The 24,302-nt window shown below is 53.9% G+C and carries 20 protein-coding genes (1 of these 20 only partly in view); 15 read left to right on the top strand and 5 right to left on the bottom strand.

The features are described 5' to 3' along the window. The 9 genes from RBB63_RS20795 to RBB63_RS20755 all read left to right on the top strand — a co-directional run. On the top strand, positions 1–252 hold the end of the coding sequence (locus RBB63_RS20795) for a glycosyltransferase (RefSeq protein ID WP_309387124.1). It extends 843 nt beyond the left edge of the window; the window shows 252 of its 1,095 coding nt (coding positions 844–1,095); its start codon lies off the left edge, out of view; it ends in the stop codon at positions 250–252. Then, the gene (locus tag RBB63_RS20790) at positions 234–1,979 is read left to right on the top strand and encodes a tetratricopeptide repeat protein (protein ID WP_309387123.1); all 1,746 of its coding nucleotides are present in this window, start codon (positions 234–236) and stop codon (positions 1,977–1,979) included. Before RBB63_RS20795 ends, RBB63_RS20790 begins: the two co-directional genes overlap by 19 nt. An 89-nt stretch (positions 1,980–2,068) precedes the next feature. Beyond that, positions 2,069–2,902 (top strand): ABC transporter permease, encoded by an 834-nt coding sequence (locus RBB63_RS20785; RefSeq protein WP_309387122.1) that lies wholly within the window; start codon positions 2,069–2,071, stop codon positions 2,900–2,902. Positions 2,903–2,910: 8 nt separating this feature from the next. After that, positions 2,911–4,200, top strand: a complete 1,290-nt coding sequence (locus tag RBB63_RS20780; protein ID WP_309387121.1) for an ABC transporter ATP-binding protein — start codon at positions 2,911–2,913, stop codon at positions 4,198–4,200. Positions 4,201–4,276: 76 nt separating this feature from the next. Next, on the top strand, positions 4,277–5,224 hold the full coding sequence (locus RBB63_RS20775; protein ID WP_309387120.1) for a sugar nucleotide-binding protein: 948 nt from the start codon (positions 4,277–4,279) through the stop codon (positions 5,222–5,224). 36 nt (positions 5,225–5,260) lie between these two features. Then, complete coding sequence (locus RBB63_RS20770) at positions 5,261–6,115, top strand: glycosyltransferase family 2 protein (RefSeq protein ID WP_309387128.1); 855 nt, start codon at positions 5,261–5,263, stop codon at positions 6,113–6,115. After that, positions 6,112–7,014 carry a glycosyltransferase family 2 protein gene (locus tag RBB63_RS20765; protein WP_309387119.1) on the top strand — a complete coding sequence of 301 codons (903 nt, stop codon included), beginning with the start codon at positions 6,112–6,114 and terminating at the stop codon, positions 7,012–7,014. The genes RBB63_RS20770 and RBB63_RS20765 overlap by 4 nt, the downstream gene beginning before the upstream one ends. Positions 7,015–7,117: 103 nt before the next feature. Next, positions 7,118–8,095, top strand: a complete 978-nt coding sequence (locus RBB63_RS20760; protein ID WP_309387118.1) for a class I SAM-dependent methyltransferase — start codon at positions 7,118–7,120, stop codon at positions 8,093–8,095. After that, entirely contained in the window at positions 8,092–9,291 is a 1,200-nt protein-coding gene (locus tag RBB63_RS20755; protein WP_309387117.1) for a hypothetical protein, read from the top strand. Before RBB63_RS20760 ends, RBB63_RS20755 begins: the two co-directional genes overlap by 4 nt. Here the strand turns inward: RBB63_RS20755 and RBB63_RS20750 are convergent, their stop codons facing one another. The 4 genes from RBB63_RS20750 to RBB63_RS20735 form a co-directional block, all read right to left on the bottom strand. Then, positions 9,292–10,593: a glycosyltransferase family 4 protein gene (locus tag RBB63_RS20750; protein WP_309387116.1), complete on the bottom strand. Its 1,302-nt coding sequence runs from the start codon at positions 10,591–10,593 to the stop codon at positions 9,292–9,294. It lies immediately after the preceding gene. 64 nt (positions 10,594–10,657) lie between these two features. Beyond that, positions 10,658–11,299: a hypothetical protein gene (locus RBB63_RS20745; protein WP_309387115.1), complete on the bottom strand. Its 642-nt coding sequence runs from the start codon at positions 11,297–11,299 to the stop codon at positions 10,658–10,660. Between the two features lie 62 nt (positions 11,300–11,361). Continuing rightward, complete coding sequence (locus RBB63_RS20740; protein WP_309387114.1) at positions 11,362–13,257, bottom strand: M48 family metallopeptidase; 1,896 nt, start codon at positions 13,255–13,257, stop codon at positions 11,362–11,364. A gap of 102 nt (positions 13,258–13,359) precedes the next feature. After that, the gene (locus RBB63_RS20735) at positions 13,360–13,956 is read right to left on the bottom strand and encodes a LemA family protein (protein ID WP_309387113.1); all 597 of its coding nucleotides are present in this window, start codon (positions 13,954–13,956) and stop codon (positions 13,360–13,362) included. A 192-nt stretch (positions 13,957–14,148) separates the two neighbouring features. Here RBB63_RS20735 and RBB63_RS20730 point away from each other — a divergent pair, with 192 nt between their 5' ends. Next, a complete protein-coding gene (locus RBB63_RS20730; protein ID WP_309387112.1) occupies positions 14,149–15,237 on the top strand; it encodes a hypothetical protein in 1,089 nt (362 codons plus the stop codon). A gap of 45 nt (positions 15,238–15,282) precedes the next feature. On the opposite strand, the gene RBB63_RS20725 is transcribed toward RBB63_RS20730, so the two are convergent. After that, positions 15,283–16,587: a GYF domain-containing protein gene (locus RBB63_RS20725; RefSeq protein ID WP_309387111.1), complete on the bottom strand. Its 1,305-nt coding sequence runs from the start codon at positions 16,585–16,587 to the stop codon at positions 15,283–15,285. A gap of 152 nt (positions 16,588–16,739) precedes the next feature. Here RBB63_RS20725 and RBB63_RS20720 point away from each other — a divergent pair, with 152 nt between their 5' ends. The 5 genes from RBB63_RS20720 (at position 16,740) to serS (ending at position 24,214) form a co-directional block, all read left to right on the top strand. Continuing rightward, on the top strand, positions 16,740–19,514 hold the full coding sequence (locus tag RBB63_RS20720; protein WP_309387110.1) for a [protein-PII] uridylyltransferase family protein: 2,775 nt from the start codon (positions 16,740–16,742) through the stop codon (positions 19,512–19,514). 85 nt (positions 19,515–19,599) lie between these two features. Then, entirely contained in the window at positions 19,600–21,957 is a 2,358-nt protein-coding gene (locus RBB63_RS20715; protein ID WP_309387109.1) for a carboxy terminal-processing peptidase, read from the top strand. Between the two features lie 88 nt (positions 21,958–22,045). Then, complete coding sequence (locus RBB63_RS20710) at positions 22,046–22,360, top strand: STAS domain-containing protein (RefSeq protein WP_309387108.1); 315 nt, start codon at positions 22,046–22,048, stop codon at positions 22,358–22,360. 7 nt (positions 22,361–22,367) lie between these two features. Next, positions 22,368–22,844 carry a hypothetical protein gene (locus RBB63_RS20705; protein ID WP_309387107.1) on the top strand — a complete coding sequence of 159 codons (477 nt, stop codon included), beginning with the start codon at positions 22,368–22,370 and terminating at the stop codon, positions 22,842–22,844. 95 nt (positions 22,845–22,939) lie between these two features. Further along, positions 22,940–24,214 carry a serine--tRNA ligase gene (gene serS / locus RBB63_RS20700; RefSeq protein ID WP_309387106.1) on the top strand — a complete coding sequence of 425 codons (1,275 nt, stop codon included), beginning with the start codon at positions 22,940–22,942 and terminating at the stop codon, positions 24,212–24,214. The last annotated feature ends 88 nt before the right edge of the window (positions 24,215–24,302 follow it).

Below are 24,302 nucleotides of genomic sequence, written 5' to 3'. Positions count from 1 at the left end.
ATGATGTTGAATTTTTGGATCAACAATCAATTCACCTATCACGATAAAAAGCTGACCGGCGCCGCCTTGCTTCCGGCGTTATTGAAGTTTGTTTTGATCTGCAGCATCGGCGCGGTTACCAATTTAGCGGTTGCAACGACGCTTTTTCGGCAAGGGGTCATTTGGTGGCTATCTGGTTTGATTGGAGCAGGGATTGGCGCCGTCTGGAATTACACAGTTAGTAGCACCCTGACGTGGAAAGTTTTCAAGTGATGCTTAAGTCGCTGAAAATCGATTCTGTCAGTAATTTTTGGTTAGGCGTGTTGGTGGCACTCCCGATTTTGTACATTTGCTACCCAATGCTGGGGCATGAGCCGATGCTGGATGACCCGATACAAATCGCCTATATTCGCGGTTTTGACTCGGTCTGGGATTGTTTTAAACCCGATAGCAATCAGTGGTTTCGGCCATTCAAGAATTTCATTTTTTACCTAACCTATGACGATGTAGTGGGGGTGAAATGGATAAAGGCAGCTTCGTTAGGGATATTTATTGTTAATGTTTTTTTGGTGGTTTGGGTGCTTCATAAGTTCTTTGAAAGCAAAGCCTTGGCGTTCTTGGGCGCAGCCTTATTTGCGTACAATCCAACCAACATTTCGAGCATACAGTTTTTAAGCGCAGTCAATAACCAGCTTTGCCTAACCTTCATTTTAGCGGTGCTCGGGCTAGGCTTGAATTACGCCAAGCGAACTGCTGATTCTAGCGGAGATGAATGGCCACAGGCATTGTATTTTGACACACTGTTGTGCCTGATGCTGGCCTTGGTTGCTTACGAGGCAGCCATCGTTGCATTTGCTTTATTGGGTGTCGTTGTCATTGCCAAATACGGATGGAAATACGGTTTTTCGCGGCATGGAATACGTCTTTGGGGAGGTGCGGCAGCGCTAACGTTTGCCTACCTCATATTGCGCTTGGGCGCCGCCAAAACTGTGTTCATCAGCCCATCGCTGCCGGAAGGAACTACCAAAATTGAGCTAATCTTACGCGCGCCGTATTATGCGTGGACGCATTTCCTGCTTTGGGCCGAGCCATGGGGGCGTGGCGGCGTTTTCCTGGATGATGATCCTCGCGACAAGCTTGCGCTGGGTGTCATTGGATGGGGGATTTTGCTTGGGTTGGCAATCTGGTTAATATGGGCGCTGAATTCACGGCTCCGTTTTATTGCGGCAGGCTTGCTGTTGTTCCTGGTTGCGATGGCGCCTTTGGCAAATTTCTTCGGTCTGGGTAATGGGCCGATCTGTAATTACTATCTGCTCATACCCGGATTTGGATTAGCCTTGGCGACTACGGCGATCGGGCAATTGCTTTTCCACGCGCGGTGGTCAGCGGTTCGAATTGGTTCAATGCTTTGTTTTGCTTTATTGCTTCTGGCCAATGCCAGGACTTTGAGTACTCGCTTGATAGCTTGGCGGGACGCAACGTCCTTGCTCGAACTAACCGTGCAAAACTATCCCGACAATTACCATGCATTGGCAATGCTTGGCGTAGCTGATGTGGAGAACGGTGACCATGCGGCTGGACAGGAGAAATTAGCCAAGTCTCGTGAATTGGCGCCGTGGGCTCTCCATGGATACCTCATTGCGTCGTATGGCTATCGTTTGGAGGGAGATGATGACCAGGCAAGGCAGGTGCTTGAAAGCTACGAGTCTGCCAATCTTCATTTGAATTGGACAATCGGGGAGCGTTTAGCCGAGCTTGCCTTAATCCGGAAGGATTGGAAAGAGATCGAGCGTTTATTGCCCGATTTATTGAATACGCCAGGACACCCTAACGAGCGTTGCCGCTTTTGTGTGCGCGTCGTGATCCCTTATTTCATCGTCGCGGGAAGGCTGGATGATGCGCGACTGATGGTGGAGGAAGTCACGTCGATTTGCAGCAGTTCGAACGAGGAGGAATGGCGTCTGTTGCAAGGGTATCGACAAATCTTGAGCGAACGTTAGCACGACGTTTCTTCGTATTGAGTCAGCTCTCTCAGAGAGAATCCGAGACTTGACACCCTGCATGGTTTCAAACTGGCTAAAGGTTTTTTATGAAATTCCTCGAAGGCCTCAAGAACAGCAACATCGTGTCGGTGGAGGCCGATCGTATTGGCTCGATTGACTGGTCGGATATTTGGCGGTTTCGTGAGCTTTTTTTGTCTTTAGCGTGGAGGGATTTTCTCGTTCGCTACAAGCAAACAGTCATTGGAATCGTGTGGGCGGTCTTGGATCCCTTGCTCAGCATGATTGTGCTGGTGTTGATCTTTGGCGTGGTTGCGAAGATGAAGGACAGTACGCCGGTAGCGGTTTTTGCGGGCATGCTTCCGTGGCAAATGTTCGGCCTCAGCCTGACGAATGCGTCCAATTCCTTGCTGAATAATTCGTCGATTCTTTCCAAAATTTATTTTCCTCGCATCATTTTGCCAACCAGCTCCGTTGCGGTGAATCTTATCGATTTGGCCATCAACTACGTGATCTTAACGGTCCTCATGTTGATCTATGGCTACTCGTTTACGTGGAAATACCTGCTGGTGATTCCTATTTCGGGCTTGGGCATACTGGTGGCATTGGGGATCAGTTTTTTCATTTCCGCGCTCTATGTGAAATATCGGGATTTTAAAATTCTACTGCCGTTCATGCTGAAGATTGGCCTGTTGATCACTCCGATCGGCTATCAGTTGGCCAACAAGGATTCCATGATCCAAGTGTTCATGTCGCTGAATCCCTTGACCGGCATTGTGGAATGCTGCCGTTGGGCGGTATTGCCGGACTATCAGTTCTTTGTGCCGAGTATTTTTATTAGCCTGGCGAGTATTATTCTGCTGGTATTTTACGGCAGTCGTTTCTTTCAGCGTTCGGAGCAGTGGATTAACGACGTGCTGTAGTGAGTAAGATGAGCGATACCGTTGTTTCCATCGAAAATTTAGGCAAGTGCTACCAGATCCAGCATCATGGGGCGGGGTTAAATGCGGCCAAATATAACCGCATCAACGAAGACCTCGGTCGGATGTTCTTGAACCCACTGCGTAAGCTGGTCGGTAAGCCATCCACTGAGAACCAGAGCACCACCGAGGAGTTTTGGGCGCTGAAGGACGTTTCATTCGAACTGAAGCGTGGTGAGCGCCTAGGCCTCATAGGACGAAACGGAGCAGGCAAATCCACGCTGTTGAAGTTGCTGAGTCGCATCATCACACCGACGACTGGCCGCTTTACGATGGAGGGCAAAATTGCCAGTCTGTTGGAAGTGGGCACGGGATTTCATCCCGAGCTGACTGGCCGGGAAAATATTTTTCTCAATGGCTCAATCTTCGGCCTTAAGCGCTACCAGATTCAGGAAAAATACGATCAAATCGTAGAGTTTTCAGGCGTTGAACGCTTCCTCGACACACCGGTGAAACGCTACTCATCCGGGATGCAGGTTCGTTTGGCGTTTTCCGTGGCGGCGCATTTGGACCCGGAGATCATGATCATCGACGAAGTGCTCGCCGTGGGCGATGCGCGCTTCCAGAAGAAGTGTCTGGGCAAGATGAACGAGGTCGCGAACACGGACAATCGCACGATCATTTTCGTGACGCATTCGATGGGTTTTGTCGAGGCATTGTGCAACCGCGCGATCCACTTGGAAGGCGGCGAAATGAAAGTGGACAGCAAGGATGTGCAGACCGTTGTCCACAATTATCTTGAGTCGACCGTTGATCCGGCGCTGGTGAAATCTGAATGGCGTAATTCGGGTAGCCAGATTCAAAACGAGTTCTTCGATTTGAATTATATGCGGATGGAAGGCGGTGCTAAGCGTTTCCCTAATAATCGTCCGATCCGCGTCGAGTTTGAGATCGACCTCAAGAAGCCGGACCCGCGGCTCATGCTAGGTATTGCGATCTTCAACGACGAAAACGCGCTTATCGCTTTGTCTTTCTGCACCGATGTGGACCCGGAACTGCCGGCGCGCATGCAGCCTGGCATTCAGACAGTGGTGTGCGAGATTCCGCCTCATTTGCTCAATGAGCGAACCCATCGTGTGGAATTCGTCGCGCGGGTTTATCGCGGCCCAAACATCACCGATGTGGGCACTTGTCCTGCGTCCATCAAATTTGAAATCATTGGCGGGCTTTCCGACTCCCCTTACTGGATCAAGCGCCGGGCGGGATATGTCGCGCCGCACTTGCATTGGGGCGTTGTTTGACCGATTTCATGGTTGCAAATAAACACTGTCGTCCCGAAATACAGGTAATCCATTACGAACCCCGGAATTACTGGACATGATTTTATTATTGGGAGCATCTGGCTACGTTGGTTCGGCCTTTGCGGAATACTTGGAGGCGACTGGCCAGCCCTATCAGGCAGTTTCGCGCGCGGACTGTAATTACTATCAGGCTGGGGAACTGGCAAAGTTGATCGACCGCTTGCAGCCCGAGTTTTTAATCAATTGTGCGGGCTTTACCGGGAAGCCCAATGTGGACGCCTGCGAACTGGCCAAAGCCGAGACGTTGCTGGGAAATGCGGTGTTGCCGGGGCTCATTGCACGCGAGTGCAAGACCGCAGGGTTGCCATGGGGGCACGTTTCCAGCGGTTGCATTTATACGGGCCGCAATGCGCAGGGAGATGGTTTCAAAGAAACAGACGTGCCCAATTTCACGTTTCGAGATGGTCCCTGCAGCTTTTACAGCGGAACAAAAGCCTTGGGTGAAGAGGCGCTTGGCTGCGTGGAAACGGTCGATGCCGATGGGCAACCGGTGTGGGCGTTTGAATCGGATGATCCGATCTATATCTGGCGTTTACGCATTCCCTTTAGTCGCGTTGACAGCCCGCGTAATTACCTCAGCAAGCTACAGCGCTATGCCCGTTTGCTCGAGGCGGAGAATTCCATATCACGTCTCGAAGATTTTGTCGCGGCTTGCTTCGGGTGCTGGGAGAAGCGCGTGCCCTATGGCGTCTACAACGTCACCAACCCTGGTGCGGTAACCACGCGTGAGGTAGTCGCCATGCTGTGTGAAGCGGCGCAGGCATTTCCGGAAACTGGTTTGCCGGACCGGGAATTTCAGTTTTTTGGCGACGAGTCTGAGTTCATGCAACAGGCCGCTAAGACACCGCGTTCGAATTGCGTGATGGACGCCAGTAAGCTTGCTTCAGTGGGGATTGAAATGCCTCCCGTGCACGATGCTGTCCGTGATTGTCTGCAAGGTTGGCAGTCTGAAAGTTTGGTTTAGCATGAGTTTAGGGGCATTGGCTAAGGTTTGCTCGTGATGGACGTTTCGTTCATTATACCGCTTTACAATCAGGTCGCCTACACGCGCCAAATATGGGCTGACCTTCCGCTCACGCTGCCCGATGATCTGGCGTGGGAAATTATTTTTGTGGACGATGGGAGCAGCGATGAAACCCAGGCTTTTCTGGCTTCGATCAATGATCCGCGCGTAACTGTGCTGCGCAACGAACCGAACCGTGGTTTTGCCGGCGCTAATAATCGTGGAGTTGAGCATGCCCAAGGTCGATTTCTAGGCCTACTTAACAACGACCTTATTCTCAAGCCAGGGTGGTTCGAGCCGATACTTGAACTGCTCGCTCAGGACGGCGTCGGTGGTGTGGGCAATGTTCAATACAATCCCGCAACCGGGCTCATCGATCATGCGGGCGTTTATTTTGACCTCGATGGTTTGCCCGGTCATGTGCTCAAAAATCGTCGGACTTATCCGAAGGGGGATTACGCGGAGTGGAACGCGGTGACGGCGGCCTGTTTCTTTTTGTCGCGGGAGCTATACTTGGAACTGGGTGGTTTCGATGAGGCGTTTGAAAATGGCATGGAGGACATCGACTTGTGTGTGCGTATTCGGCGTCATGGACTGCGTTTGCTGGTCGCGCATCGCTCGGTAATCGGGCACTGCGTAAGCGTGTCACGGCGTAAGTCGACTGATCGGGAGCGGCGGAATACGGAGCGCTTTTTGTTGCGATGCGCCGAGACGACTCGCCCTTGGGGGCAGGCTGAATGGCCACGCGAATACTTGCGATGTCACGCCAGAAAGTGGTGGCGATTGAATTTATTTAAAACTCTGCGTGCGCTACGGATGATTTTTAGCGAAGCGGGAAAGGTCTCTCAATGAGCGATAACCCGAGAATTTCCATCATCATTCCGGTGTATAATTGTCTGGAGCTGACGCGTAAATGCATCGAGAGCATAGAGGCAAACCAGACGCCGGAATTGCCCTTGGAGATTATCCTGGTTGATGACATTAGTACTGATGGCGCCCGCGAATATGTGGCGGAATTTCAAGGGCGCGCTGGCTACCAAGTTATTCTGCGGGAGGAAAAGGGCAGCTTTTCCATCAACAACAACCAAGCGGCCCGACTCGCGCGTGCGCCGATCCTTTGCCTGCTGAACAACGATACGATCGTGACGCCCGGTTGGCTTGAGCCCATGGTCACACTATTAGAAAATAGACCGCAAGCGGGTTTGGTGGGGAATGTTCAGCTAAATCCAAATACGGGCTTGGTTGACCATGTTGGTATGGTTTGCTGGCCCGATGGCGCCGTGCGTCAGGCGCGGAAAAACCGGGGAATATTACCAGCTGAGTCCTGGTTGGAATGGAGTTCTGTAACGGCGGCTTGTGTGCTCATTCACCGAGAGGTTTATCTCTCGATTGGCGGCCTCGACGAAGCTTACCGTAACGGTTGCGAAGACGCGGACTTGGCCTTGCGTTTAAAAGAAGCGGGCTACAAGCACTACGTCTGCAATCGCTCGGTCATTTACCATCATGTCAGCTCAGCGCCGGGGCGGGCGAATCACCTGTCCGCCAATGAGCAATTGCTGTGCGAGCGCTGGGCGGACAAGGTCGCGCAGTGGTCTCACCAGGAATGGCCGATGGAGTACTTCCAGCGTTACGCCCGGCATTGGTGGAAGCTGCGACCGGACCGCGTGTTGCGAGCGCTTATGTGGCGAGTGCGCTATGGCCCGTGGCGTCGTGAACGCGGGGCGAAAGTTCCAGGTCGCGCGTTGCTTTAACTTTTGGTTGGCGGCGTTCGCGCCAATAAAGGCTTGTCTGGGGTAGGGGGATCATTCGAAATAGCGACAGCCTGCATGCCCTCAGGTCTACCTCAGATGAATCATGATAGATCCCGCTGAATATTACCGATCACTCGACAAGGAGGAGATCGCTTGCCCGATAACCCAGTCGACTAACTGGAAGGCGCTGGCTTACGGTGATCGCTACCAGATGGGCATTGAGACAAAGATCAACCTCGATAGTGGATTCATCGCCACGAATCCTGTACCCACCGAGGAGGCGCTGGTCAGCTTTTACCGAGACCACTATCGAGATTTTTATTTCTCTTTTCCTGATCCAGAAGCGCAGGAATACCTTGATTCTGAAAATTACCGCATTTGCAAGCGTCGCGCCGAATGGCTCTTTGACTACCTTTCGGGTGCGTTGTCGGATAAGCCTGCACGTGTGTTGGACATTGGTTGTGCGGACGGTTTGTTTTTAGAAAAAATGTCTCAGCAGCGTCCAACGGATGTTTTGACTGGGGTTGAGCCCGATGAAAAATATGCGACGAAAGCTGCAAGCAGTAGTGGCGCCACGGTGCATAATGAAGGGTTTCAGACTTTTTTTCAGCGATGTGAAGCGGATGGTTCGAAGTATGATGTCGTCGTGCTTTCGCATGTCTTGGAGCATCTGACGCATCCTGACCAAAAGATATTTCAAATTGGTAACTTGCTCGTAGACGATGGGCTTTTGCTGATCGAAGTGCCCAATATTCTTTCACCCACTTGGTGGGGGCCGGGCATGTTTCATATCGGACATGTGAATCAGTTCTACCCCGAGACGTTGGTTATGCTTTTGCAGTCTCAAGGTTTTGCTCTGAATAAGCTTTTTCATGGCATTCACCCTGCTGACACTTGGGCGATGACTGGCTTGTTTGTTAAGCAAAAGAAACCTGATGTCAGCCTCTATAAGCTTCCGGATGATGCGCATGTAAATATAATCGGAAATCTTATTTCTTATCAGTCGACGCTTCCTCGGGATGGTCAGCAAAGTCGGTTCGGCGGTCCATTTGAACGTATCCTTAAGAAGCTCAAGGCATGAAGATTTACGTGCCATACGCAGACGCAAAAGTATTCTTGGGCAATGCGTTTTCCCCGGATCAGCTTCATGTGGTCACGGACAATGATATTCCCATGCCGGGCGATGTGTTGATTTCGCATACTGAGTGGGAGGATGAGTTTCGCGGAATGATCTCCAGTGCGCGTGCCCGTGGTTGTAAGACTGTGTTGCTGGCTGATGGCGTTTTCGAGTGGCGTAATACTTTTGAGCATCCTCCACGCATGTCATTTAAGCATGACTTTCAAGTTTATCACCCAATCCATGCGGAGTATTTTTTAGCGATAGGCGAACAACAGGCTGAACTCATTCAGCATTTCAATCCAGACACACGGGTGATGATCTTGGGGGCGCCAAGGCTGGACGGTTTGGTTAGCCATTATCTTGAAACGGAGCACGTCGCAACCAGCGATGCCGAGTCGCTTCGCATTTTCGTCGCAACGGCCTTAACGCCAGGCTTTCAGCAGCGCGACTCGTCCTTGGCGCTGCAGGCCATTGAAGACTTGAAGCAAGTCGGGCCTGAACTGGAAAAAGTCTGCGGCCGGTCGGTCGAATTTATCTGGCGCGTATCGCCTAGAATTGTTGCGGAAACTTCGTTGACGGAAGAAGAGGCAGCGACAGGAAGTGGTGACTTACGAGCGTTAATCGAACAAGCAGATTGTGTTGTTTCGACGCCCTCCACGCTCCTGCTAGAAGCCATGCTCTGCCGTAAGCGCGCGGTGATGATCGATTACACCGACGCGCCCAATATGCCTTACTGTGCATGGCAGATACGGCGTCCAGAACAGTTGGTGAATTGCCTCGCCGACGCCTTGATTGGCAATGACGCCAAGCTGGCGATGCAGGATTACTTGCTGTCGAAAAACCTGTGTTTGGAGCCAGAGGCTAGTCGTCGGCTATCGGATATTCTTCATGCCTTACCCGGGGACGACGCTTTGAGCATGGGGTGCGCACACCGTCGGGATAACCCTGCTGAACCAATTCCGATGACTGTTGCCAAGTGGGAATATATGCTTGTTCAAGAAGCGAACCGCATGCGACTGCGAGCCGAAAGGCTCAACGAAAAAAACTCACTCTTGGAAGAGGCCGTTGAGCGGCTTGAGCAAAAATTACAAAAAGAAACAGCGCGCCGAAAGAAGGTTCCGATTTGGATCCGTTATCTTTGCGGAGGAGAGAGCTGATTAAATCTCGCCTCGTAGGATTTGCTCAATGTTCCGTTGTAACGTTTTGAGCGAAAAATGCTGCTCATAGATCGCCTTGCCTGCGCGGGCAATTATTAAGTGTTTATCAGGTTTATTGACAATGTTTGATATGGAGTTGGCTAAAGCCTGGTGATCTTCGGTTGGATAGATGACGCCGTCTTGATCATGTGTGAGCAGGCTGGCGGTGCCAATTGAGTCCGGGCACAAACACAATCTGGAGAACATGAGGGCATGCGTTAGTACGATGGGCATCGGGTCCTTGCGCGATGCGGATACGACGACATCGCTCTCGCGGTAGACTTGCAGCAGCTCTTCAAACGGCATGGATTCCAGATGCTGAACATTGGAGTGTTTCGCGCAGGTGTCCTTTAGTTTTTTAAATATTCCTTCATCATAATTATCTCCGATAACGATGAATTCGGATTTATTCATGATGGCTTCTGGTAATGCGGTGATCGCCTCTAAGAAGATATCGATTCCCTTACGCTTTTCGATGGTGCCAATAATCGTAAAGACCACAGGGTCGCTGAAGCTCATTTTCGGCGGAATGTCGATATGATCCAATCCGTAGGGTAGGATAGAATGTTTAGGGTGCGGGTAGAGCCTCAGATAGTCTTTGCGCACTGCTTCCGAAACGCCGATGTAGTGGTCGATGTGGGGAGAAGCTTTCAATAGGCGCTCGATCTCTACTTCGTTCTCAAAAAATTCATGCGACCACCAAACTTTGCGTGCCTGCACGTGCTTGATGCACTCAAAGAAACTCCAGGATACGGAGTTCGCAATGACGGTGTCGAACTGTTCAAAAAAAGCTGAGTAGTGGACGCTGGTAAACGGTAGTTCGTTGCTTAGAAGCACGAGGTAGTCGGCGTCCTCAAATTCCTTGCGCAGGGGGCCTTCCTGTTCGCCGATGATTACCGGTTTGGCGCCGGTAATGCGTGTTATGCCCTGAGCCAATTGAAAAGCGGCAAAGGGCGCCCCCGTGCGATTGAGCACATGCGTAATCAGGCAAACTCGCTTGGTCCCATTGACTTGGTGTTGGGCAATTTTTTGTTTAAGCAGCGCCAGATAGCTTGACTCTAAAGTGGCGAACTCATCGGGACTGGGGAAGCGTTCGCCCTTGAGTATAGCGTTAACTAAATCATTGACTACATCGCGTGCTCTGCCGATGACGCGTTTTTGGTTCGGAAGACGTGAACCGGCATATATAAATACCTTGAGCTTGTAGTGCCAGCAACTGAGAAAGTTCCAAATACTATCCGCGACTTGCTTGAAAGATGCCATTTGTTATCGGGGCGATGAAGTTATCGAATGTAGCCTCGCTTGGTTGAAAATAGCAGTTTTTGATTCATAGAATGAATGCTGATGGGGCCTCATTGTAGCCGTGCTGTTGGCATGCTGGTTCCGCAGCGATGAAGGCTTCCAGCAGCGTTCGATCTACCTTAGGAACTTCCTGATGCAGGCTGACATTGACTGGTGGCGATTCCTGGATGTCGGCCAGCAGAGCTTCGCTGGGATTGGTTGCATGGTCTTGGATGAAGGATGCAAAGTCGTCCCGCAAATTTTCATAACGCCCAACATAGATGCATTCCCGTGAATAAATTTCGTAGACCTTGGTGACAAAGCCGGGCGCGTTTTGCTGAAAATTAATCAGCGTTTGCTCGAAGTTGCCTTCGACGATGTTTCGGCAGTAAGTGCTGGCGAAAGTGCGTTTATCCCAGTGGAAAATTTTCTTGCGGAATGACTCGTTGTTGATGCGTGCGCCGGGGGCCCCGGTCCAATGCTTCCACACGGAGTGAATGTAGCCGACTGGATGCCGGACAAAGCAAAATGGCTTCAAATTTTCACGACGGATAAACTTTTTCTCGCGAAAGGCGGGTTGGTGGTCGGTCGCCACATGATTCCCACCATGCTTAAGCAGAACTTCCTGGACCCAAGTGCCACCCGTTTTCGGGATATGCACATAGAGGAGGTTTTGAAAGTGAAGCATAGACGCTAAATGTGTTCATGCTCCTCTGGAGGACAACTCAATTGTGAACCGCTAGGTCGTGCTTAAACCAATGGCGGCATGGGGCAATCCAGCGTCACGGCCACGGCGCGTATCAGCTCGCCTTCATCCGTGGTCACTTCGCCATCGTGAGCAACGGCGGCGGCGCAGGCGGCCAGAATTTGACGTTTCGTTCCGAAGCGCGCGCTAGCCAGCACATCGAGCGCCTTGTCGAGCTCGTTGAAGCCCAGGTTGTCGATGGGGAGTAATTGTACTTGCCCGTGAAACAACGGTGCGTGCTGGATTGCGTCCGTGAAAATCTTGCCAGCCTCGGCGTCATTGCTTGGTTCGCCCGCCCAAACCATCGTGCTGAGCAGCATCGCGAAGTGCTCGCGCAGGGGGCCAGTGGAAGTGATGACCTTGGTCTTGGCCTGATGTCCCTCAAACTTGCGACCAAGGTGGCGCTTTACTAGGCGCATGACTGCGAACTCATAAAAGGAAATTTCCTCGTCGGCCTCGGACAGCTTCACGATGCGTTTGAGCAGCGCGTCGTAGTCTTGGCGGGAAATTTGGGAAAGCGCGGGCAGGGTCATTTCAATGAGTGGAATGCGCTGCTTGACGCCCTGGGCCTGCGCCTTTGGGTAGTCGCGTGCAACGGCCTGCGCCAGCGCCTCACCGCCATCTTGCTTCAGCCAAACCAGTTGCTTGGTTCGTATACCGCTGTCGCGGTCGAGTAACAACGCGAGGATCAAGGCGCCTGCTTGACTGGAGTCGTGGATCTGTTCTCCCAGCGCTTCCTCCGCTTGAGCGCGCGATTGCTGGGCGTAAGCCAATTGGCTGGCCCCGATGGCTCCGACGCCAGCGATCATTTGCAAGGGGTCGACTTTGTGGCGAGCTTGCGCGCTCGGAATGGGGGGGGGCTGCGATGTCTGGCGTTGTGGCGCTGGCGCAGCTTGGAATTTACCATCCCAGTTCGGCACAATGCGCTGAATCCGGTCGGGCAAGGGAGGGTGCGTGGCGAAAGCGCCGCCAAAACTGCTCTTGAGCGCATTGGCAAAAAAGAAGTGCGCGGTCTCGGAGGTGTGGTGGTGATTCACGACTGAGCTGCCGCCACCGATCTTCATTAACGCGCCGCCAATGCCATCAGGGTTGCGGGTAAATTGCACGGCGGAAGCGTCGGCCAGGTATTCGCGCTGGCGGGAGATAGCGCTTTGAATCAAGCGACCGAAGAATACGCCGATCCAGCCAATCGCCATCATGCCCAGGCCAAACAACATGATCGCATTGCCGCCTTTGTCGTCCCGTCGACGACTGCCAACGTCCGACCAAAAGCCTGCGCGCATGACGCCTTCGCCGATAATAGAAATCAGCAAAATGCCAAAGAGCACGCCCATGAGCTTGATGTTCATGCGCATGTCGCCATTGAGGATGTGGCTGAACTCGTGTGCGATGACGCCTTGTAATTCGTCGCGTGACAGTCGCTGTATGCACCCACGGGTTACGGCGATGGCGGCGTCGTCCGGCGTGTAGCCAGCGGCAAAGCCGTTGATGCTGTCTTCGCGGTCGAGGATGTAAATTTCGGGAACAGGCGTCCCTGAGGCGATCGCCATTTCCTCGATGACGTTCATGAGCTTGCGCTCGTCGGGGTCTGTGGTCGCCGGGTCCACCTTGCGCCCGCCCACACTCTTGGCGACTACGCCGCCGCCTCCCTTAAGTTCGGCAATTTTCGACAGGCTCGCGCCGCCGACCAGCAAGACTACGAAGCCGCCCACTCCGGCCAGCACCATCGGTTGCCAAAGCACCCACTGCACTGGCTGATTTTCGGGCGTTGTGCCATAGCTATAGAACACCATGCACAGCGCATAAAGCGCGACGATGATGCTGATGACGGCTAGGATAAAGTAAACGACCAGCAGCTTGGTCCGTGAATGTGCGTCATCCTGGGCAGCAAAGAAATCCATGAGCTTATACAGTGCGTTAGTTCTTGGCGCTTGGTGCTTCGTTAGTAGCCCTTGAGTTGTTTGGAAACGAAGGACTAAGCACCAAGCACAAGGGCACGCGAATTAGAACTGCACTTTGACTGCTTCGCGTTCGGCCTGATTGGTGATCTCGAACAACTCGGCTTGCTGGAATCCGAACGTGCCGGCGATCATTACCGTCGGAAAGGATTCGCGCTCGGTATTGTAGACCATGACGCTGTCGTTGTAGGCTTGGCGGGCAAATGCGATTTTGTTTTCCGTGGAGGTGAGCTCTTCGGTGAGCTGCATCATGTTCTGGTTCGCCTTGAGATCCGGGTAGCTTTCAACGAGGGCAAACAGTTTGCCCATGGCCCCGGTCAAGGCGGCTTCCGCGCCCATGAGCCCCTTGATGGCATTGGGGTTGTCTGGGGTGGCGGCGGCTTTATCGCTCGCTGTTTGCGCGGAATTGCGCGCTGCGATGACGGCTTCGAGCGTTTCACGCTCGTGCTTCATGTAACTCTTGGCGGTCTCGACCAGATTGGGGATCAGGTCGTAGCGTCGCTTGAGCTGCACGTCGATTTGCGCGAAGGCGTTTTTGAAGCGGTTGCGGAGTTTAACGAGCTTGTTGTAGAGCCCGATGACAAAAAAAATCGTGCCCACGATGAGGAGCGCGATGACGCCGAGTGTTATCCAAAGTCCCATAATGCGTTGAAGTAGAGGTTCAAGGGTAAGCTACCATGCCTCGCTGCTGAATGGAATTATAATCGGCGGTCAGTTTTGGAATCCGATCACGGAGTCAGGCTGCCGAAGCCTTTTCATGTTCGTGAACTGGCAGTTGTCGGCTTGTAAAATTATCTGGCAGGGCAGGGGAAATGTGCTATGTTGCGCCACCATATGCGATCACGTTTAGTATCTTTGATGTTGTTCCCGCTGGTGTTGGCTGGCGCTGTCCGAGCTGAGTCCGAAGCTTATTTTGCCGGTATTAGCCCGGATGCCGAAATGGTGCTCATTGCGGACCTGGAGTCGCTCCTGGCTTCGCCGCTGGTGCAGCAGGTGCAGATGATGGTCCAGCAGTTTTCCCCCTCGGAAAACCCCAAGGCGTTGGCCATGGGATTGACCGAATACACCGGCGCCACCACCGATGATCTGGGCAAGGTCGTGCTTTCCGCTAGCAATGTGCAACTACTGCAGTCGATTGAAGACCCGTCCATGGTCAGCAAAAAGCAGATTGAAGAAACCGGCGTGATGCTGACCTTCCAGCTTAACAAGAGCATCCCCGCTGACAAATTTCAGGAGTGGGTAAATAACGTCACTCCGCCCGCTGAGCTTGCCAAGACCAAGAAAACTCAGGTCGGCAAGGGAGACCTTTACGAGACCGAAGGCGACACGGGCATGGCGATGGGCTTCCTGCCATCGGACACGCAAACTTTGATCTATGTCGGCGGTGAAGCTGGCGTTAAGTCCGCGCTGAAGACAGGTGAGGGCGAGCTGCCGAAGGACCTCGTTACGGCGGAGTCACTGGCGGCGAGTTTGCCGAACCTTGCGGTGCTGGCGTCTCCGTCCAAGGAATGGAAGGAGCAGTTAGTTGCTTCCGCTGAAGCCAACATGGAAGGTGAGGATGACACGATCTTTATTAAGGAAGCCCAGCAATTTCTGTTTGGTTTGAATATCTCTGATGGGCTTGATATTCTGAGCGCCATCAAGTTCGCCAATGAGGAGATCGCCAACGAAGCATACACCGCCTTGAGCGAGTCCATCACTGAGTTTAAGGCCACCCCGTTGGAGCCTGGCCCAATGATGTTGGCCGCGCCGTTGCTCAATGCAATGAATGTCACGGAAAGCGGAGACTCGGTCACGTTCAGCACAGGCTTGAACGCGCAGCAAGCTCAGGGCATACTCGCGATGTTGCCGATGTTGATCATGTCGCAAATGCAGCAGGGCATGGGGCCTATGGGACCCGGCGCAGCGCCGACCGCCCCTTAAGCGTTTCGCGCCAGGGCATTTTCTGCCGCCGCAAAAAGCGTCCGTCTACAGATTCTTTATCTTCAGTGAGGGAGGGCGGAATTTTGCGCGCACTTCATCGCTTAATGCCTGAGAGGTTTTCAGGTTGAGTTCGGCCATTTGCTCGCGCATTTCGTCGGCGGACAGGCTTTTCGGCATGGGAATTTTCTCGGGCAGCGGCGTTGAGATGCTAAAGTTGTAATAGGGCTCCCAGTTGTGCTCGTAATTTAACTTTTGCAGGGACTTGCGTTGCTGGCGATTAAAGAGGGTGATGTCCACACGGTTGACGATGTTTTGGATCAGGCCATAGGGACGGGAACGGGTGTCGTGGATGAGTTGTTCGCTGTTGGCGTCGTAGTAGTAGCGCTTGCCATAAAATGAAATGCGCGCTTCGCAGTTGATCAGCGTATTCTGCATTTCCATTGGGCCAGCGGGCTCGCCAAAGGTGACGCGGTAGCCGTCTGGCGCCTTGAAGCGCAGCTCCAGGACGTCCTGGATGTAACCGTTGAGGTCTGGCCTGGGATCATACACGTCGGAGTTAACGGAGCGGGTGACGAATTGCAGGCGGAAGAGCTTGGTGGCGATTGCTGCCCGCGCTGCGTCAATCGCCTCAATGCGGTTGAGGTAGATGTCGTAAATCTCTTCCTGGGCCGAATAAAAGGGTGAGCTTGATTCAAAGAACGCCTCAATATCGGTCATGTGCGCGTCCCCCTGTTCGTAGCGGTCGAGTAACGCATTGAACTTTTTGATGAGGGCGTCGTTGACGGGTTGATGCGTTTCCTGAATGAGGTCTTCGACGGTCTTGTCCCCCTGTACGACTTGCGCAGACTCATCGTAGTAGAGCATGAAGATTGGCTGGCCTTGCTCATAGGCTTTCTGCGCCTCTTCGAACTGGTCGTTCTGAATGTGCTCAGCAGCTTGAGCGAAGTGTGCGCCATGGGCTTCGATGTTCTCGATTATCTCTTTGCTCGTGAAGTGTTGGGTCAGCTTATCATAGTTCTTAAACAGTAAATAACCAGCGCCGGCGAAGATGAAGAACACAGTGGCGACAATGATTCGCGGCCCATACATAGTCATGAACACGCGACTGGAAGAGGGCGCGAGCGTGGGGTCGTTGGCGGCGGCGATTTCCTCTGGCGATGGCCCATTGGCGCTGCCTTGTGTGTTGGGGAAAAGATCGTTATACGCCTCCCGGTAAGGTTTCCAGGCCCCGGATTCATCGGTGTAGATCAGGGTATCCGGCTTGATGCCGCCAACCTGCAATTTCTCGATAAACTGCTGACGCTCCAGCGGTCCCCGCCGTTCGTCTCCCTCCATGTAGTAGATAGCCATAATAACACCGGTTGTGATTTGGGGTGACCTAGGAATGGCTGGCGGTGGAGGAAGGCTCAAGCCCTAATTTTGTTGATCGATTTGGCGAATATTTATCCACAATCACAGTTTGGCCTTTTATCTGGTTATCGACGCCGTAAACTCCACGTTCTATGTCCGTGGAAGATCGAGTTCGGCGCTTGAGGGACGCCTCCCCCTTTTATGCCCAGCAATTGCGCCAACACCCGGACTGGATCGAATGGCTGGACAAGCCCAAGAATCGCGACTTCGACTACCGCTACAGTTCGCTGGAAGACCTCTGGCAACGGCGTTTTTGCCCGGCTCAGTTTAGCCTGTCCGCTCTGCGTCAGTTTCGCCGCCGCATGTATGTGCGCATTGCCTACCGTGAGCTGAACGGATTGGCGGACGTGGAAACCAGTTGGCGTGAGCTTTCAATGTTGGCTGAGTTTGTCGTCCGTCGCTTATGCGAATGGCGCTATGCCGACTTGGTTAAACAACATGGAGAGCCCTGGTGTGACCACGCGCATTGTTGCGCCGGTTACTGCGTGTTCGCACTAGGAAAGTTAGGCGCCGGGGAGCTAAATTTCTGCTCGGACCTGGATTTGATATTCTGCATTGGGGGCAATGGCTATTGCCGCAAGGAGGGGCGTGTCACATCGCTCTCGACCCGCGAGTTTTACGACCGCTTTTTCCGGCAGATTGCGGCGGATATGACCGCCCCGACTCCCGATGGCGTTCTCTATCACCTGGACCTGCGGCTGCGGCCGGAGGGGAGGGCGGGGCCCCTTTGCCGAACCGCCTCCAGCGCTACAAATTACTACTGGTCTACGGGGCAGACTTGGGAGCGTCTAGCCTGGTTGCGCGCCCGGCCCATTGCGGGCGACTTGGCGCTTGGGCATGGGCTTCTGGAGGAGCTTAACCCGTTTCGCTACCCACGCTTTCCACCAGCAAATCTGGTCAATGAAGTGGCTGGCGTGAAGCTGCGCACTGAAAAGGAAGTCCCTGCCGATGAGTTGGCTCGCGACATCAAGAGCGGTCCGGGCGGTATTCGTGAAATCGAGTTCATGGTGCAGGCGCTGCAGATTGCCCATGGTGGAAAAAATCCATTTTTACAGACCCATTCGACAGTTCAGGCAATCCAGCAATTAGCCCGCTATGATGTGATGTCTGCGGAGGACGCCTGCTTCCTGGACTCGGCTTATCGCTGGTTGCGCAAGCTGGAAAATCGTCTGCAAATGCGTGGGGAGACGCCCAGGCATTGCCTGCCGCCTTCCATGGAAGAGCGCAATTGGCTCATTGAGGCCATGGACTATAATAGTTGGGCGGAGTTTGCCGTCGATCTGGATGCCTGGCGCGCTGGTGTGCGTGAGCGTTATCTCGCTAGATTTCCAACAGATCCGCAGGAAGAGCGCTTGCAGGAGTGGACGAGCTTTTTGGCGGGGAATCCGCCGGAGTCCAGTGTGCGTTCGGACATTGAGCTGTGGTTTCCGGAATCGGAAGCAGTGGAGCAGCGATTACGCAAGTTTGTTCTCGGGGAGTCGCCGGGAATCATCACCCGCGATGCGGTGTTGCGCTTCCTGGATTTGGCGGCTCATTTCGAGCACACCCTCCCCCGGCTTGCCCGGCCCATGCTCACCTTAGAGCGGATTGGGAGCTTTGCGGATCATTATGGGGCTCGTCGGCACTTTTTCCGGGATTCGGCAAACCCAGCGCTTTTTGAAACACTGAGTCTCCTCTTTGACCGCAGCCAGTTCATTCATGAACTGCTCTGTCGGCATCCAGGCATGATGGAAGAGCTGCTCCACGAAGCGCCCAATCGACTTAAATCCCGCGATGACTGTCGTGCAGAAATTCAACTGCTGGCGCCGGAGCAGGCGGACTTTGCCCAGCGACTTTGGCTCTACGTGAAGGCTGAGCAGGTCCGCATGACGATTGCAGAGCTGTTGCATGGCATGTCACTGGAGGCGGTGGGCTGGGCGCTGAGCCAATTGGCTGAAGCCGTCATTCAGGAAACGGCGGCGTTGGCTGCGGTGGAGGAGTTTACCGTAATCGCATTGGGTAAGCTGGGGGCAGAGGAGCTCACGATTGGTTCGGATCTCGATGTCATGCTGATCGCGGCAAGGCCAGTGGACTCTGCCGACGCCGCGAGGCTGCGCCACTGGCGATCTTTGATGACGCACAATGGAGGTTTGGGCCCGATGTTTAGCCTCGATCTGCGCTTGCGTCCGCATGGCGATGCCGGGCCGTTGGCGCTAACGATGGGCGCCTTGGATGCTTACCATGAGTCGTCAGCCAAGCCCTGGGAGCGACAAATTCTGGTGCGGGCGCGGGCAATTGCTGGCCCTGAAGACGACCAGCGGGCGTTTGGGCTGTGGCGGGACAATCTTCTGTATGCGCGCGCAATGCCGTGGGGGGATGTTGTGGAGCTCTGGCGCATGCGACACAAAATTGAGCGTGAAAAACCCCCGAGCGCACCGCCGGCTGAGCGTGCTTTCAAGCATGGGCCCGGGGGCTTGCTAGACCTGGAATTCCTGGCGCAGGCCATCGCCATGAGCCATGGTTCGGCGATTCCCAGCCTGCGTCAGCCGCATGCGCGCACTTGTCTACTGGAGGCTGGCGCGCGGGGTATTTTACCAACAAAACGGGTAGATGAGCTTATTTTGGCCTGGAATAAGTTGAGACGCATTGAGTTCTCTTTAAGAAGACAGTGCTTTCAACCGATAATGGAATTGCCAGATGATATAACAATCCGCCGCACCTTGGCGCGTTGGCATGACAAATGCGACATAGAGGCTTTCTGGCAGGAATTTTCTGAATTGATGGCGGGTAACCGTCGCGCTTTGGAAAATTGGCTGCAAGACGCTTTACCACCGGAGATGGCGCCTTTGCTGTCGTCTGGTGATCCACCCCCTGGTGAAGTTATATAAGTTCTTATTCGACAGTTGAGATGATCTGGTTATAGTGAAACATTCCTACGCATCACCGGTCGCATATTAGTCCGATATTTATCCCGTGAGACATATTTATCAAATCAGCCGCCGCCTGGCGCTCTACGTTCTGAGCGCCACCCTCTTAATTTCCGCCTCAGTCCACGGCAACCCCGTCGACGTCAATTCCTTCCAGACCACATCCACGATGCGGGACGAGACGAAGGAAGTGGTTAGCCGACTGGAGAACAGCCATTATTTGGGCAAGGACATTTCTGAGCTCGATCAGAATGAGTTCATTGCCGACTACATGACCGATTGGGACAGCCAGCGAATGTTCTTTCTGGAAACGGATGTTGCTGATTTTCAACGGCGTTTCGGGCCGAGCCTCGACAAGCTCTTAAGCAGTGGTCGTCTGTTGCCCGCCTTCGATATTTTTCTGAAATTCCGTTCCAATGCGGAAAGTCGCATCACGTGGATTCAGAAACGCATTAATGAGCCATTCGACTTGGCGAGTGTCTCGACTTACGCGCCAGATCGTTCCGAGGCTGCTTGGCCCACGAGCTTATCAGAGGCGAACAAGCTATGGGAGCTTCGTTTGCAGTTTGAGATGCTCAACGAGCTGCTCGCGTTACTTGAGCCCGGCGTAGATTTGGAAGACCTAAGCGACATCAGCCCGGAAATCAACAAGGTTACGCCCGAAGGCGTCGAAGAGACCGTGGTTGTCGATGGCAAGGAGCCGAGATCGGTGGAGGACGCCCTGATCGAGGCGCGGGAAAACATCAGTAAGCGCTATGACCGCCTGCTCAAATGGATTCAGGAAGTGGAGCCCGACGATGTTCAGGAAACGTTCCTGACTGCGCTGACGCACCAGTATGACCCGCACTCCACATTCATGTCGGCGGACACTCTGGAAGAATTTTCCATCGCAATGCGCAATTCGCTGGTCGGCATCGGCGCCGTACTTTCCGACGAAGAGGGTTATTGCACGATCCGCGAACTGCTCCCCGGGGGGCCGGCGGAGCGCAGTGGCAAGCTGAAGCCTGAAGACCAGATTGTGGGCGTTGGGCAAGGCGACGACGGGGAGATGGTCGATGTAATCGGCATGAAGCTTAGCAAGATCGTCAAGATGATCCGCGGCAAGAAGGGCAGCACCGTGCGTCTGAAAATTCGTCCTGGCGACGGCGATCCATCAGTCCGTAAAGAGATCAAGCTCGTGCGCGACGAGATCAAGTTGACCGCCAAGCTCGCCAAAGCCGAAGTATTTGAAGTCCCGTCGGGAGACCACACGGTTACCATTGGAGTGATCGATTTGCCCGCCTTTTATGGTTCGGGCGAGCCGGGCTCGGGCTACAACAGCACCACGGAAGACGTGGAGGAGCTAATCACTAAGCTCAAAGCAATGAATGTTGAGGGCATAGTCCTCGACCTGCGCGCCAACGGCGGCGGCTTGCTTTCGGAAGCAATCCGGCTGACGGGCCTGTTTATTCCGATTGGCCCGGTGGTGCAAGTGCGCGACTATGTCGGCCAAGTGCAGGAATTTTTGGATGACGACCCCAAGGTGGCCTGGAACGGCCCACTGATGGTTCTCGTCTCTCGTTTCAGCGCATCGGCTTCTGAAATTACTGCTGGCGCGCTGAAAAATCACCAACGTGCGTTGATTGTCGGAGACGAATTGACCCACGGTAAAGGCACCGTGCAAGCGGTGTTTGACATGAACCGTGGCGGGAACTGGTTCACCTCGCTCCGTCCCCGGAAGGGCGCCGCCAAGGTCACGGTTCAGAAATATTACCTGCCCGACGGTTCCTCGACGCAAATCGAGGGCGTCCGATCCGACATCGTGTTGCCATCCGTCAACGAATACCTGGCCATTGGGGAGGGTGAATTCCCGCATGCGCTGGCTTGGGATTCAATCGATTCGCTGGAGTGGGATTATGATAATTCCCACGTGGAGGATGTCTTGGTCAACCAGGCCATCGTCGATGCGTTGAAGCAGCGCAGCCAGGATCGCCAAGGGGCTCTGGAGGAGTTTGCCTATCTGCAACAGAATATCGATTGGGTGAAAGCCCGGCAGGAGCAAAAAGAGTTTTCGCTTAATCTGGAGGAACGCCGCGAGCGTCGTGCGTCAGACAACACCTTCCGCGACACGATGGAGGAGCAATACGATGCGCTGGCGGAAAGCTTGAACTTTGATTCAAATGAAGTTTTGCTCGACGTCACCGAGGAGCAGAACCGCGAGCATGATGAGCTGATGGCCGCGCAAGCCGCGAATCTGGGTGAAGATGAAGTGGCGGAGGCAGAGGAAGCGGCCGCCGAACAAGCCCGGTTCGACATCCAGTTACGGGAAAGCCTCCGCATCATGGCGGATTGGATCGCGATAACCAAGGGTGGTGGTGATTCCCAAGCTCTGGCCGCTGCGCCTGCTGGTGAACCACGCAGCTAACCACTGTCAAATGAGCCTTTGCTTGCGTTTGAACCGCTTTTACGATTGCCAACATTGAGGGGCTGCTAGTATATCCCCACGCACTACCATGTCTACTGAGCATTTTTCTGTTGAGCCTACTGCTGACGCCTGCATTTTTGCTTTTACGGGGCAGTTACACGCCGCAGCCTGTGGCGCCATGAACGACGACTTGATGGTCGCTGTTGAAGAGAGCGAAGGCCCGGTCGTGTTCGATTTGGGCGGCGTTACCTTTGTCGCCTCGTCTTTTCTCCGCACGGTTCTGACGATTAACCGGAGCAAATCCCGTGAGGGCTTCAGCATCGTGAATGTTCAACCAGATGTGAAAAAAGTTTTCAAGATGGCTGGGCTGTGGGATGCGCTAGGCATGGCCAAAACGAACTGACCGCCGCATGCCGATTCAGATCAGCTACTTGGCCGATCATCCGGAGTTTATTGCTCCTGTCGCCAACTGGTTTCGTGATGAATGGGACAGCCTCTGGACTCCGAATACATTCAGTGGTTGGTGGGATGTATCTTGTGAACGCGCCAATTACAGCGCGCTTCCGTTGGCGTTTGTTGCCCACCGGGAAGGGCAGTTGCTTGGTGCGAGCTCCTTTGACCAGCGCGCCTTTTGCCCGGAATTGCACCGCTTTGACAGTCCGTGGATGACGGGGCTCTTCGCCCAGACGGATCGCGCCGATGAGATCAAGGTTTTGCTTCTCCGCAAAGTGCTCGAGACGGCCAAATACTTTGGCTACCATCAGGTGTTTACCATCTCCTCCGTATTGCATGAGAATTATAATTTCGAGGGGCGTGGATGGCGTAAGCATGAATGCGTTATCCTCTGTGGGCGGGAGATTTATGTGCTCGATATGCACATTGATTAGACCCTGTCGGTCGTTTCCTGTAAATTTTCGCTGTTCATTTGCGCTGAGTGCCCTATGAACGGTGCTGGTCCTATTTTTTCGACCCACTAAATCCCATGATCGACTTAAAACTCCTCCGCGACCAACCCGACGCTCTGCGCGAAGCCATTGCCAAGAAGAAATTCGACGTGAGCTGGGACGAGTTGTACGCCCTCGACGACAAGCGCCGCGCCGCAATCGCCAAGGCGGAAACCCGCCGTGCCGAGCAGAAGGCAGCCAGTAAGACCTTTGGTCAAATTAAGGACAAAAAGTCCCCGGAAGCCCAGGAGGCGCTCGCTGCGATGAAGGCCATGTCCGAAGAGGTCAAGGAGCTCGAAGCCGCCGCCGCGACGGTCGAGGCAGAGTGGAAGGCGCTCTTCCTGCAGATTCCGAATATCCCGCACGAAAGCGTGCCCGTTGGCAAGACGGAGGAGGATAATGTTGTCGCAGCCGAGGTCGGTAGCCCGGCAGACGTGTCGCCGCACGCCGTTCCGCATTGGGATATCGCCTGGTTCAGCGAGGCGATTGACTTTGAGCGTGGCGTAAAGGCGACTGGCGCTGGTTTTCCTTTCTATGTGGGCGATATGGCGCGCTTCGTCCGCGCGTTGATTAGCTTCTTCCTCGAAGAGGCGCATAGCAATGGCTACACAGAGGTCCTCCCCCCGCTGCTCGTCAACGCCGCCAGCGCAACGGCCACCGGACAGCTCCCCGACAAGGAGGGGCAGATGTACCACGCCGCCAAGGACGATCTTTACCTGATCCCCACGGCCGAAGTGCCGGTGACGAATTTTTTCCGTGAGGAGACTTTCGAAGAAAAGGACCTGCCGGTCTATCGCTGTGGTTACACGCCGTGCTTCCGTCGTGAGGCGGGAAGTTGGGGCGCGCATGTCCGCGGTCTGAACCGCCTGCACCAGTTTGACAAGGTGGAACTCGTAAAGTGGGTCCACCCGGACAATTCCTTTGATGAGCTGGAAAAGCTTCGCGGTGACGCAGAAGGAATCTTGAAAAAGCTCGGCCTGCCCTACCGGGTCCTGCTCATGTGCTCGGGTGACATCGGCTTCCCGCACGCCAAGCAATATGACCTCGAAGTCTGGGCTGGTGGGCAAAAGCGTTGGTTGGAAGTCTCCAGCTGCTCGAACTTTACGGACTTCCAGGCGCGTCGCGCGGGGATCCGCTACCGTCCATCCGGCGGTGGTAAGGCCGAGATCGTGCACACGCTCAATGGTTCCGGCCTGGCTGTTCCGCGCGTTTTGGCCGCGATTTTGGAGAATAACCTTCAGGAAGACGGCTCAGTTCTCGTGCCGGAATGCCTGCAAAAGTGGTTTAACGCTGATCGCTTGGGACCGCTTTAAACCATCAATTTTGATGGAAATTTTGAGGCTTTCCTTGCCGGATGTAACGTCACTGCCATATAGCTCGCAGAAATGTTACGACATCAAG

The organism is Cerasicoccus frondis (assembly GCA_031296915.1).
In the GTDB taxonomy this organism is placed as follows: Bacteria; Verrucomicrobiota; Verrucomicrobiia; order Opitutales; family Cerasicoccaceae; genus Cerasicoccus; species Cerasicoccus frondis.
Note: the sequence above shows the minus strand (reverse complement) of the source record. Positions and strands in the feature narration are given on the sequence as shown.

Bases quoted from the DNA above. Each gene is read 5' to 3' on its own strand.
- RBB63_RS20785 (WP_309387122.1), top strand. From the start codon at position 2,069: ATGAAATTCCTCGAAGGCCTCAAGAACAGCAACATCGTGTCGGTGGAG.
- RBB63_RS20780 (WP_309387121.1), top strand. From the start codon at position 2,911: ATGAGCGATACCGTTGTTTCCATCGAAAATTTAGGCAAGTGCTACCAG.
- RBB63_RS20775 (WP_309387120.1), top strand. From the start codon at position 4,277: ATGATTTTATTATTGGGAGCATCTGGCTACGTTGGTTCGGCCTTTGCG.
- RBB63_RS20770 (WP_309387128.1), top strand. From the start codon at position 5,261: ATGGACGTTTCGTTCATTATACCGCTTTACAATCAGGTCGCCTACACG.
- RBB63_RS20765 (WP_309387119.1), top strand. From the start codon at position 6,112: ATGAGCGATAACCCGAGAATTTCCATCATCATTCCGGTGTATAATTGT.
- RBB63_RS20760 (WP_309387118.1), top strand. From the start codon at position 7,118: ATGATAGATCCCGCTGAATATTACCGATCACTCGACAAGGAGGAGATC.
- RBB63_RS20755 (WP_309387117.1), top strand. From the start codon at position 8,092: ATGAAGATTTACGTGCCATACGCAGACGCAAAAGTATTCTTGGGCAAT.
- RBB63_RS20750 (WP_309387116.1), bottom strand. From the start codon at position 10,593: ATGGCATCTTTCAAGCAAGTCGCGGATAGTATTTGGAACTTTCTCAGT.
- RBB63_RS20745 (WP_309387115.1), bottom strand. From the start codon at position 11,299: ATGCTTCACTTTCAAAACCTCCTCTATGTGCATATCCCGAAAACGGGT.
- RBB63_RS20740 (WP_309387114.1), bottom strand. From the start codon at position 13,257: ATGGATTTCTTTGCTGCCCAGGATGACGCACATTCACGGACCAAGCTG.
- RBB63_RS20735 (WP_309387113.1), bottom strand. From the start codon at position 13,956: ATGGGACTTTGGATAACACTCGGCGTCATCGCGCTCCTCATCGTGGGC.
- RBB63_RS20730 (WP_309387112.1), top strand. From the start codon at position 14,149: ATGCGATCACGTTTAGTATCTTTGATGTTGTTCCCGCTGGTGTTGGCT.
- RBB63_RS20725 (WP_309387111.1), bottom strand. From the start codon at position 16,587: ATGGCTATCTACTACATGGAGGGAGACGAACGGCGGGGACCGCTGGAG.
- RBB63_RS20720 (WP_309387110.1), top strand. From the start codon at position 16,740: ATGTCCGTGGAAGATCGAGTTCGGCGCTTGAGGGACGCCTCCCCCTTT.
- RBB63_RS20710 (WP_309387108.1), top strand. From the start codon at position 22,046: ATGTCTACTGAGCATTTTTCTGTTGAGCCTACTGCTGACGCCTGCATT.
- RBB63_RS20705 (WP_309387107.1), top strand. From the start codon at position 22,368: ATGCCGATTCAGATCAGCTACTTGGCCGATCATCCGGAGTTTATTGCT.
- serS (WP_309387106.1), top strand. From the start codon at position 22,940: ATGATCGACTTAAAACTCCTCCGCGACCAACCCGACGCTCTGCGCGAA.